Source organism: Skermanella sp., from assembly GCF_059503625.1.
On record NZ_JCACHA010000789.1, the window covers coordinates 1 to 9,472 of the forward strand.

Below are 9,472 nucleotides of genomic sequence, written 5' to 3' on the forward strand. Positions count from 1 at the left end.
TCCATCAATTACGAGAGCCTCTTTGAACTCGCGTCCCGGCACGATGTCCTGGTCAGCTTCGACTACCGTGCCGGCGAGTTCATGTGCCGGGGCGGCTGGCTTGCCTCGGTCTATCCCGGGGACCGCCTGAACGATGAAATCCAGGACGGTATTCGGGAATGCGTCGTGATGGGTAATCGGCGCACCCCGACCCAGGATATCGAATTCTCGATCCGGCATCTGGTGGATATCGCGCTGCGGGCTTTGTCGCCGGGCATCAACGACCCGAACACGGCCAAGGCCGTCATCGACCGGCTGCGCGGAGCGCTGGCGCAAGCCATGGACAAGAAGCTGCCGACAACCCTTCGCCACGACAGCCACGGAGTCCTGCGCGTCATCGGCGACGACACCGATTTCGGCGGAATCTTCGACGCGGCGTTCCACCAGATCCGGCAGGCCGGGGCCAGTCAGCCGGCCATTGTCATCCATATGCTGGGTGCGATATGCCGTCTCGCAGAACATGTCCGCACGACTGAGCAGTACGAAGCCCTGCTGCGCCACACCGAGATGATCGCCGCCGCGGGACTTTCGGACCTCGAGGAGCCCCGCGATCGCGCTGATATAGACGAGGCATTCGCCGCCGCCAGACGCAAGCTGCAGCGGGTCTGGGGCAACCGCCAGGATGACGCTGGAACCAGGCAGGCGCATCAAAGTGAAGGCGTGGTCGTCAAATGGAAGGGTCTAGCCCATCCGCCGTGAGGCGCTTCTCGCCCAGGGCGACACAGAACTCACCCAACTAGAAGAGACAGCATGTACTCGTCATTCCAGGCGGCCTGCTTGCGACGCGCCCGCATGCTGATCCGGGTTGTTCGGTTACGACCCATGAGGTTGATGGCGATCTTGCGCAGGATGGCCAGATTGCGAGCTGCCGTCCGATCCCGGACGCGGCTGTCATCCTCACGGAACGTGACATCTAGGACCCAATGGAGACCGTTTTCGATGGTCCAATGATGGCGGATCGCCTGGATCAGCACCTCCGGGTCATCGTGGCAGCTTGACAGGAAGTAGCGGATCTCAGCCTCGACCTTGCCGGAGCCATTGACCCCGCGGATGGTTTCCACCGCCAGCACGGTGCGCAGCCCGGACCAGGCATCCAGCACTTCCAGGCTGGCGGCTTGCGGGCAGACGAACACGCGCCGGCGGGCCAGGCGGCCATGACTGTCGTCGAAGGCATCGAACACCGGATTGGCCGTGGCGCCACGAGCAAAACAGTGCTGCTCGCAACACTCCTTTACCGCCACGAACGCCTTGCTGTGATTGGCCTTGAGCACCAGCAGGTAATCGGCACCCTGGTCGAGGATCTGGCCAGCGATCGTCTTCTGGCAGCCCATGGCATCCAACGTCACGATGCAGTTGTTCAAGGACAGCGTCTCGAGCAGCGCCGGGATCGCGGTGATCTCGTTCGACTTGCCATCGACCTCACGCTGGCCGAGTGACAGCCCCTGCTCGCTGGCCCAGGCGCTGACCAGGTGCAATGGTCCCTGGGCCCGGCCGTGGTCGAAGGAGCGGCGCAGCGTCTTGCCGTCGATCGCCACGACCTCCCGGTCGAAGGCCTCGGCAAAGGACTGCGCCCAAGCCGTGAAGCAGGCCTCAAAGGCGTCCGGATCGATCAACATGAAGACGCGCCGAAAGGTGTCGTGCGAGGGAATGCCGTTGGCCAGGGTCAGGAAGGATCGCAGCCAACCCACCTTGTTGCGACCGTAGAGCGCGATGTCGTCCCAGCTCTCCGCGCACGCGATCACCGCACACACCGCGATGACCAGGATGTCGATCAGCCGATGATCGACCTTGCCGGCACACCGGGGATCCTGGAGCGCTGAAAAGTGCTCGACCAGTTTCTCGATCGACATCCCCATTCTCCCTTCTTTGATAAAGGGAGAACCGTAACGCCCCACACACTGTCAAATCCCGCCAGCCCATTTCATGCGTTGCCCCTGGCGATCAAGGCATCGCGCTGCAAAGCCGTGCTCTGACGATCGCTGTCTGACGAGACGCGCATGTAGCCGATCAGCATGTGCGGAAAACCTCGCTGCGATGGTTTCCGTGCAGCTTATCATTCCGACATGGTTTCTCGTGCAGAAAAGCGGGGCCAACGAACCGGTCTGTGGCGAGGCAAGCGACCCTGTCGGAAAACAGGTGTTTACCGACAGGCATCCATCCAGGCGAAGCAGAACGAGGCATTACGACCACAGGCGTCAACTCGCGCGATGCCTCAGCGCATCGACCACCACCTTGAACGCGGGTGAGTTCTGGCGCTTGCTGGGATAGTAGATGAAATAGCCGTCAAACAGGGGCGACCAGTCATCAAGCGCCAGGACGAGTTCGCCGGACCTAATGTAATCCGCAGCGATATTCTCCGGGACGTACGCGATGCCGTAACCGTTCAGCGCCGCGTCGATCATCGCGTAGGAATTGTTGAAGGTAAGCTGGCCGTCGACCCTGACCCGTAGCTCCTGCCCACCCTTCGCGAACTCCCAGGCGTAACGTCCGCCGCCTGTGGACTGGCGCATGTTGATGCAGTTGTGTCGGACCAGATCCTTGGGATGTTGCGGCGCGGGATGCGCCGAGAAATAACCCGGCGAGGCAACGGCCACCAGCCGCCAGTCGGGGCCGATGCGGACCGCGATCATGTCTTTTTCCACGCTCTCGCCCAGCCGTATGCCGGCCTCGAAACCGTCCTCGACGATGTTCCGGAAACCTGTGTCGAGGCTGAATTCCAGCTTGATGTCCGGATAGTCTTTCAGGACCGGCCGCAGTTTAGGCCAGACCGCTGTCGCGAGCGCATGGTCCGACAGCGTGATCCTGATGCTGCCGGAGGGCTTGTCGCGAAACGCCATGAGCGCCGCGATATCTTCCTCGATCTCCTCGATACGGGGTGCGAGAGACTGCCTTAACCGCGCTCCGGCCTCGGTTAGCCCAACGCTCCTGGTCGTCCGCGCCAGGAGACGGATGCCCATCCGCGTCTCAAGTCGCTTGATCGTGTGGCTGAGAGTGGATTGCGCGATGCCGAGCTTCGCCGCGGCCTTGGTGAAGCTCCGCTCCCGCGCAACCGCCAGAAACCACAGAAGATCATTGAAGTCCTGTTTCGACATGGATTTTCGTCGTCTCGCCTTCATTGATTTATGCTCTGCATCGATCAATGCAAGCGAATTATAGCCAGTAATCGAAGGCATGGTCACGCGCTACCTTATGAGAGACCGCGGCACCTGACTTTGCGAGAGCCCCTGAAACCCTGAGGTGGATAATGCACTCGACCCACGACAAAGCCTTGATCCAACCCGCTACGCCCGCCTGGGGCGCCGTCGCGTCCATGGCGCTTTGCATATCCGTCCTCATCGCCCCGATGGGCCTGTCGCCTGCAATGGCAGGGCAGGTTGCGGGGCCAGAGCTTAGGAGCGCGTCTATGCAGATCAAGCGCAACGGAGAACAATCCTCGCAAAAAGGGCCAGACGGGTGGTTTACCGGACAGGTGCGCATCGATCCGCTACACATGGCCCCGGAGCCGGCGCGCGTGGGCTCCGCCTCAGTCACGTTCGAACCGGGCGCCCGCACGGCGTGGCACACGCATCCCCTCGGCCAGACGCTGATCATCGTTTCCGGCACGGGCTGGGTTCAGCGGGAGGGCGGTCCCGTCGAGGAGGTCCGGCCGGGCGACGTCGTGTGGTTTCCGCCAGGAGTCCGGCACTGGCACGGCGCCACCCCGACCAACGCCATGACCCACATCGCCATCCAGGAGTCTCTTGACGGGAAAGCAGTCGATTGGCTCGAGAAGGTCAGCGACGAGCAGTACGTGCGCTGAAAAGGCTTGGTGAAACCCTCAATCGCTAAGGGAGACCACACAATGTCCAATGCAAAACGTTTCGAAGGCAAGACGGCCTTCATCACCGGGGCCGCCAGTGGCATCGGCCGTGCGACCGCTGTGGCGTTCGCAGTCGAAGGCGCGCGCGTGGTGGTCACCGATCGGGTCGAGGCGGCTCTGCGGGAGACCGGGGAATCCGTAAAGGAGATCGGCGGCGAGGTGCTGGCGATCGCTTGCGACGTGTCGAAGCCGGAAGAAATCGAGGCCGCGGTCGCACGGACCGTCAATACCTTCGGCCGCATCGACTGCGCGTTCAACAACGCCGGAGTCGAGAATAAGGCGACGCCGCTTCATGAAATCGAGCTTGAGGAGTGGGATCGCATCCTCGGTATCAATCTACGCGGCACCTTTGTCTGCATGAAGCACGAGATCGCGCAAATGTTGCGTCAGGGTGGTGGCGTTGTGGTGAATACCTCCTCGGGCGCCGGCATCCGCGGCGTCGCGGGCGGGGCGTCCTATGCGGCGTCCAAGCACGCGATGATCGGCATGACCAAGTCCGCCGCGCTCGATTATGCCAAGCGGAACATTCGTGTGAACTGCATCCTGCCCGGCAACATCGCCACGCCGATGATGGACCGCTTCACCGATGGCGACATCCAGAAGGCGATCGACCTGGAGCCGGTCGGCCGCCTTGGAAAGCCGGAAGAGATTGCCGAGGCCGTGCTGTGGATGTGCTCCGACCTAGGCGGCTTCGTGACCGGAGCGTCGGTCGTGGTTGACGGCGGCTGGTCGCTATAGCCGCCCAGTCAACGATGTCAGCGATCATGGATCAGGAGAAACAGCCGACATGCGAATTCGCCAAATCGCCGCCACCGCCACTCTGGCGATACTATCATCGGGTTCCATCATGGCTCAGGAACGTATCCAAATATCGTCGGAATGGGGGGACGTCTCGGCGGAGCTGGTGGACAACGCCGCGGCGCGTTCGCTGATCAAGATGCTGCCGATCACCATCGAGATGAGCGATCACCTCCGCCAGGAGAAGACCGGCAACCTGCCGACTCCGCTGCCGGAGGTTCCGCGACAGCGGGACTTCGCGGCCGGCACGCTGGGGCTCTGGGGGCCAGACCATTTCGTGATCTACTATCGCGAGGGCCGTGTCCCCCAGCCCGGAATCGTGATCCTCGGCAAGGTGACCGGGGATGTTTCCATCTTCGACCGTCCGGGTCGGATTGCGGTTCGGATCGAGCACGCCAGCGAGTGAGGCATCTGGCGTGAAGCACGACCACAATCCGACCCGCGGTCCGCGACGCGGCCTTGCTTGATCGTGCGGATCGCCTGGGTCAGGGCATGGCGCTGCTCGCCCTTGTTCAGCCCGGCATGGCACCGCCGCGTGAGTTCCGCGCTTTCCAGCCGGTCGAGGCGGCTGGTCGAATAACTGGCCCTCCCGGTGAGAGTTCAGGCCGATGCCAGATCGGATTTTCTGTTCCGCTGCTACTCAGACCCCTGCAACCACTCGCCGGACCCGAATACCTTCAGCCCCGTGCTGTCGATCACCACGTGGACCGGGCCACTCGCCTTTTTCAGGGCGGTCGCGACACCCAGGTCGGCGCCGCGGCGGGAGAACGTCGTGTGGTCCGGAACCGGCAATTCCAGATCAAGCAGGTCCATAACCGAGCCGAGCAGGCCCTCGGTCTAGCACCCCAGCCTCCGACAAACACGGGGCGGTTCAGACCGTACAGCGGTGCAGGAACTTGCAATGATGCCAAAAATGGACAACAATCATTGACAACAGCACTGAGGAGGACTGGTCTTGAGCAGCCGAAACATTAACCTGACGACCCCGCTGAATGCGTGGATTGATCACGAGGTAGAAACCGGCCGGCATCAGAACGCCTCGGAAGTTGTCCGCGCCGCCCTGCACGACTATCGGCGTAAGCGCGAGGCTCAGGACGCTTTGGAGCTCTACTTCGATAGCATCATCGACCGGGCCGACGCCGATGCCGCCACTGGTCACTACACCGACGTAACAGGCCACGAGCAGGCGGAGGCCCTGAAGGACCGTATCAACTCTGAGGTAACCGCTCGCCGCAAGGCTCGCAGAAGTGCCTGAGCGCGGCTATCGTCTCACTGCCAGCGCGGAAGAGAGCCTGCTGGAGGTCCTCGACTGGTCCGAAGATCATTTCCATGAAGTTGGCCGCTACCGGTACGGCACCCTGTTTTTCCAGGCTTTCGACGACCTGGCCGATGATCCCGACCGTGACGAGGTCATCTGGTACAAGTATCGCGACCGCCGGATTGGCTACTATCACCTTCGCCACAGCCGGCTGGCCGTCCCGAAGCCGGACCGTGTCAAGCAACCGCGCCACGCAATTCTGTTCCGGACATTGCCCGACGGCATGGTCGAGGTTCTGCGGATCGCCCACGATGCCCAGAAGCTGGAAAGACTGTTGAGGATCGCTCTTGAGGGGGATGACTGAGACTTTGTTTGCAGAGGAGGCACGTTGGCCGATGCTACTTGGAACCGTCAAGCGATTGGGTGTCGGCAACTATAGCCAGGTTCGGAAGCAGACTGGGCGTTGAACAGCTGTCCGGCACCGAAGCCGAGCTTGCCGTTGAAGGTGGCGCAGCGGACATGGAGCAGGAGAATAGCACCCCGGCGGGACCAACACATCTCCCGCGCCGTTTCCGTAATGGAAAGTATAGGCTAAGCTTGATTAACGACGATGGCACGTGACATGACCAACTCCTCGCAAAACGCCGATGCGCTCAGGACTTACCAGGAGCCCGTTGCGCGACTACTGGACTACGGCGAATGCCACGTGGCCGATGGCCGACCGACGGACCTCGGATGGCTCGATTACGTCAGCGACCTGGAACTGACACCGGAGCATGTTCCTGAACTCATTCGGCTCGCATGCGACGCTGCACTCCACACCGCTGAGTCGGAGAACCCTGCGGTTTGGGCGCCGACACATGCGTGGCGCGCCCTTGGCCAACTGCGGGCGGTGGAGGCAGTTGCGCCGTTGCTGGGGTTGCTGAAGGAGCGTGCAGACGACGACTGGGTCGACATCGAGCTTCCTTATGTCTTTGGCCTGATCGGTCCGGGTGCTGTTCCTCATGTTACTGATTTCCTGGCCGATCGATCGATTCCCACGGAACCTTTGATCACGGCGATAAGATGCTTGTTGGAAATTGCCGAAAGAAACCCATCATTCCGGAATGAGTGCATCGGCATTCTGGCGCACCGCTTGAACTGTGGGGCTGAAAACGATCCGGCGGTTAACGGCTTCCTGATTTCGGCGCTCATCGATCTCGAGGCGATTGAGACCATCGATGTGATTCGTCACGCCTTCGACCAACAGGTTGTCGATCTCTCGATAGCGGGCGATGTCGAAGACGTCGAAATGGAATTCGGCCTGAGGACACGATGGTCAACGCCCAGCCCTGTGTACGACCCGTTTTTCGGAAATCCGCTGTCAGACCCTGCAGAGGTCGTTTCCGGCGCGATAACCGGCAGGAACGCCGAAGCTTCGGCTGGGCATCGAAAAGTCGGCAGAAACGACCCCTGTCCATGTGGCAGTGGGAAAAAATACAAGAAGTGCTGTCTGCAATGATGATTGCTGTTCGTAGCCGGCTCCAGCTGCTACCCGGTTTACAGTCGTGCGTCTCACGCAGCGACGTATCATCGTTCCCTCTCCGGGTAAACTAATGTGGAAGGGTCATTACCAACGGTTCCCTGGCGCAGTTATGGATATTCGGGACCATGAAGAGTGACTGAGCGTTGCTCTGGTGCATGGAGGCCGACGAGCACGGATTTCTCCCTGGTTCGTTGATCATCAGGCGGCGCGGACGGAGTTCGGGCGTCCGAGGTCGAACATGCGGTTGAGAACGGTGACGGCGATCCTGGTTTCGACCTCCTGCGACGGCTGGCCGTGGGAGCGCAAGGTGTCGCTGATGATGCGCTTGTATCGACTCATCGTTCCCTCCACCCCGGCCCTCGCATTGTAGCCCGAGGTTTTTTGCCAGCCCATCCGGCCCTGCTCGGCAATGGCCTGGATATGGCGATCGCGCTGGGTTGGATCGGTTTCGGCCGATGGACTGAGCACGGCCGTCGAGCGTGGTGGCACGACAACCGCTGCTTCCGCGGAATGCCCGGCCACGTCATCGTAAACCCGGTCCTGGTCATAGGCGCCGTCAGCAACGACCGCGGCGAGCGGCTCCTCGACCTGGTCGAGCAAGGGGCCGAGTTCGACGGCATCGTCGACTTCTTTGCTGGTCAGGGTCGAGGCGACAATCGTGCCGGTGTTGGCATCAACGCCCAGGTGTAGCTTCCGCCACGCGCGACGGCGCTGGGTTCCATGCTTCTCGACCAGCCACTCGCCGGGCCCGCTGAGCTTCACCCCGGTGCTGTCGACCAGCAGGTGCACCGGTCCGCTCGTCCTCCATTCTTGAGAAGCCACTGCCAGCGTCCTGGATCGTCGGCTCAAGGTCGAGTGGTCCGGCACCGGCAGATCCAGCCCCATCAGCTCGAGCAGGGAGCCGACCAGCCCTTCGGTCTGGCGCAGCGGCTGGTGAAACACCGTCCGCAGGATCAACGACGTCTCGATGGCGAGATCCGAGTAGCGTGCCTGTCCGCCCGGCGTGGTCCGTGGCGCCGCCTGCCAGGCTGCGACCGCCTCCTCGCTGAACCAGATCGTCAGTGAGCCGCGCTGGCGCAGGCCAGCCTCGTAGGCCTTCCAGTTCGTCACCTTGTAGCGGGTCTTCGGGATCCGATGGCGACGGTCGGCATTGTACTTGTGCGGCATGGTCAGGCATTGCGATTAGGAAGGGGGAGCAGGCTTCCTATCGAATCCCGTCGACGGGGACAACAACAGCATCCCTGCACCAAACCAGCGCCGCAAGCTAGAGCCGCTGGCCTTGGCGCCGGACGGCCGGCTGACCCGCGTCAAGCGCCGGATCGCCGTCTTGTCCTCGCCTCCTCGTCCCACGCCTTCTTCAGCTCGATCGTTTCCAGCTTGAGCCGGATCGCCTCGAGGCGATCGAGCCGGCCCTGCCGCTCGGTGAGGTCCGCTTCAATGACGCACCGGAAATCCGCGACCTCGGGCATACGCCGGTAGGAAAAGTGCTCCCAGATGCCGCGGAACGCCTTGCGCCAGAGATCGCGCGGCCAATTGGCCATGACCTCGATGTCGAGTTCCAGCGCCAGTCCGTCCGGCAGGTCGAAGCCACGGCGCGACGCCAGGATCGTCAGCGCCGCCAGGACCTCGCCGGGATCGCCGGGAGCCAGGTCGCGCCGAGCCTGCCCGATGGCTTCCGGCAAGGCGGCGGCGAGGTCAGGCGGCAGGTCCGGCAGATGCGGCAGCGGCTCGCCGGCCCAGGATTCGCTCCAGGCATGCAGCCGCGCGTTCCGCGTTGCGGTCGGCAAGGCCGGAGGACGAGGTGCGGGACGGGAAAGCGGAACCACGGTGCCTGTGGCGCGGGCGGTCATCATCATGGCCATGATCCTGGTTGGAATCCACTTTGAAGGATGCCGCGCCGAGCATCGGCAGCTTGCCCTTCGGCTCTATCAGCCACCGCCGCCAAGCGGCGGACGGGTCGGAATAGCGATAGCCCTTGGCGCGGCATGACAGG

At 62.4% G+C, this 9,472-nt stretch carries 11 protein-coding genes and 2 pseudogenes; 7 read left to right on the top strand and 6 right to left on the bottom strand.

The window, feature by feature from the left end; all coding sequences use genetic code 11:
- The coding region (locus tag AC5JJ6_RS27795) for a DUF2254 domain-containing protein (protein ID WP_496045171.1) at positions 1 to 738 on the top strand (738 nt) is incomplete at its 5' end.
- Between the two features lie 29 nt (positions 739 to 767).
- On the opposite strand, the gene AC5JJ6_RS27800 is transcribed toward AC5JJ6_RS27795, so the two are convergent.
- A complete protein-coding gene (locus AC5JJ6_RS27800; protein WP_496045172.1) occupies positions 768 to 1,889 on the bottom strand; it encodes an ISAs1 family transposase in 1,122 nt (373 codons plus the stop codon).
- Positions 1,890 to 2,234: 345 nt separating this feature from the next.
- A complete protein-coding gene (locus tag AC5JJ6_RS27805; protein WP_496045181.1) occupies positions 2,235 to 3,212 on the bottom strand; it encodes a LysR family transcriptional regulator in 978 nt (325 codons plus the stop codon).
- A 230-nt stretch (positions 3,213 to 3,442) separates the two neighbouring features.
- Between AC5JJ6_RS27805 and AC5JJ6_RS27810 the strand changes: the two genes are divergently transcribed.
- The 3 genes from AC5JJ6_RS27810 to AC5JJ6_RS27820 are packed head-to-tail and all read left to right on the top strand — an operon-like array spanning position 3,443 to position 5,102.
- A complete protein-coding gene (locus AC5JJ6_RS27810) occupies positions 3,443 to 3,838 on the top strand; it encodes a (R)-mandelonitrile lyase (protein WP_496045173.1) in 396 nt (131 codons plus the stop codon).
- A gap of 42 nt (positions 3,839 to 3,880) precedes the next feature.
- Complete coding sequence (locus AC5JJ6_RS27815; protein ID WP_496045174.1) at positions 3,881 to 4,636, top strand: SDR family NAD(P)-dependent oxidoreductase; 756 nt, start codon at positions 3,881 to 3,883, stop codon at positions 4,634 to 4,636.
- A gap of 49 nt (positions 4,637 to 4,685) precedes the next feature.
- Positions 4,686 to 5,102 carry a cyclophilin-like fold protein gene (locus AC5JJ6_RS27820; protein ID WP_496045175.1) on the top strand — a complete coding sequence of 139 codons (417 nt, stop codon included), beginning with the start codon at positions 4,686 to 4,688 and terminating at the stop codon, positions 5,100 to 5,102.
- Between the two features lie 29 nt (positions 5,103 to 5,131).
- Here AC5JJ6_RS27820 and AC5JJ6_RS27825 read toward each other — a convergent pair.
- Together AC5JJ6_RS27825 and AC5JJ6_RS27830 are read right to left on the bottom strand one after the other, a co-directional pair.
- Positions 5,132 to 5,251 (bottom strand): annotated as a pseudogene (locus AC5JJ6_RS27825) (Tn3 family transposase); the annotation flags it as partial.
- 99 nt (positions 5,252 to 5,350) lie between these two features.
- A pseudogene (locus AC5JJ6_RS27830) lies at positions 5,351 to 5,533 on the bottom strand (transposase); the annotation flags it as partial.
- Between the two features lie 118 nt (positions 5,534 to 5,651).
- Between AC5JJ6_RS27830 and AC5JJ6_RS27835 the strand changes: the two are divergent.
- The 3 genes from AC5JJ6_RS27835 (at position 5,652) to AC5JJ6_RS27845 (ending at position 7,455) form a co-directional block, all read left to right on the top strand.
- A complete protein-coding gene (locus AC5JJ6_RS27835; RefSeq protein ID WP_496045176.1) occupies positions 5,652 to 5,951 on the top strand; it encodes a ribbon-helix-helix domain-containing protein in 300 nt (99 codons plus the stop codon).
- Positions 5,944 to 6,318, top strand: coding sequence for a type II toxin-antitoxin system RelE/ParE family toxin (locus tag AC5JJ6_RS27840; RefSeq protein ID WP_496045177.1), 375 nt, complete (start codon positions 5,944 to 5,946; stop codon positions 6,316 to 6,318). The genes AC5JJ6_RS27835 and AC5JJ6_RS27840 overlap by 8 nt, the downstream gene beginning before the upstream one ends.
- Positions 6,319 to 6,576: 258 nt before the next feature.
- Positions 6,577 to 7,455, top strand: a complete 879-nt coding sequence (locus AC5JJ6_RS27845; RefSeq protein WP_496045178.1) for an SEC-C metal-binding domain-containing protein — start codon at positions 6,577 to 6,579, stop codon at positions 7,453 to 7,455.
- 222 nt (positions 7,456 to 7,677) lie between these two features.
- On the opposite strand, the gene AC5JJ6_RS27850 is transcribed toward AC5JJ6_RS27845, so the two are convergent.
- Both AC5JJ6_RS27850 and AC5JJ6_RS27855 read right to left on the bottom strand, forming a co-directional pair.
- On the bottom strand, positions 7,678 to 8,646 hold the full coding sequence (locus AC5JJ6_RS27850; RefSeq protein ID WP_496045179.1) for an IS5 family transposase: 969 nt from the start codon (positions 8,644 to 8,646) through the stop codon (positions 7,678 to 7,680).
- Between the two features lie 140 nt (positions 8,647 to 8,786).
- Positions 8,787 to 9,335, bottom strand: coding sequence for a hypothetical protein (locus tag AC5JJ6_RS27855; RefSeq protein WP_496045180.1), 549 nt, complete (start codon positions 9,333 to 9,335; stop codon positions 8,787 to 8,789).
- Between the last annotated feature and the right edge of the window lie 137 nt (positions 9,336 to 9,472).

What these genes read in the sequence shown, in the direction of transcription:
- AC5JJ6_RS27815 (WP_496045174.1), top strand. Translation starts at nt 3,881, where the DNA reads ATGTCCAATGCAAAACGTTTCGAAGGCAAGACGGCCTTCATCACCGGG.
- AC5JJ6_RS27845 (WP_496045178.1), top strand. Translation starts at nt 6,577, where the DNA reads ATGACCAACTCCTCGCAAAACGCCGATGCGCTCAGGACTTACCAGGAG.
- AC5JJ6_RS27820 (WP_496045175.1), top strand. Translation starts at nt 4,686, where the DNA reads ATGCGAATTCGCCAAATCGCCGCCACCGCCACTCTGGCGATACTATCA.
- AC5JJ6_RS27855 (WP_496045180.1), bottom strand. Translation starts at nt 9,335, where the DNA reads ATGATGATGACCGCCCGCGCCACAGGCACCGTGGTTCCGCTTTCCCGT.
- AC5JJ6_RS27810 (WP_496045173.1), top strand. Translation starts at nt 3,443, where the DNA reads ATGCAGATCAAGCGCAACGGAGAACAATCCTCGCAAAAAGGGCCAGAC.
- AC5JJ6_RS27805 (WP_496045181.1), bottom strand. Translation starts at nt 3,212, where the DNA reads ATGCCTTCGATTACTGGCTATAATTCGCTTGCATTGATCGATGCAGAG.
- AC5JJ6_RS27800 (WP_496045172.1), bottom strand. Translation starts at nt 1,889, where the DNA reads ATGTCGATCGAGAAACTGGTCGAGCACTTTTCAGCGCTCCAGGATCCC.
- AC5JJ6_RS27850 (WP_496045179.1), bottom strand. Translation starts at nt 8,646, where the DNA reads ATGCCGCACAAGTACAATGCCGACCGTCGCCATCGGATCCCGAAGACC.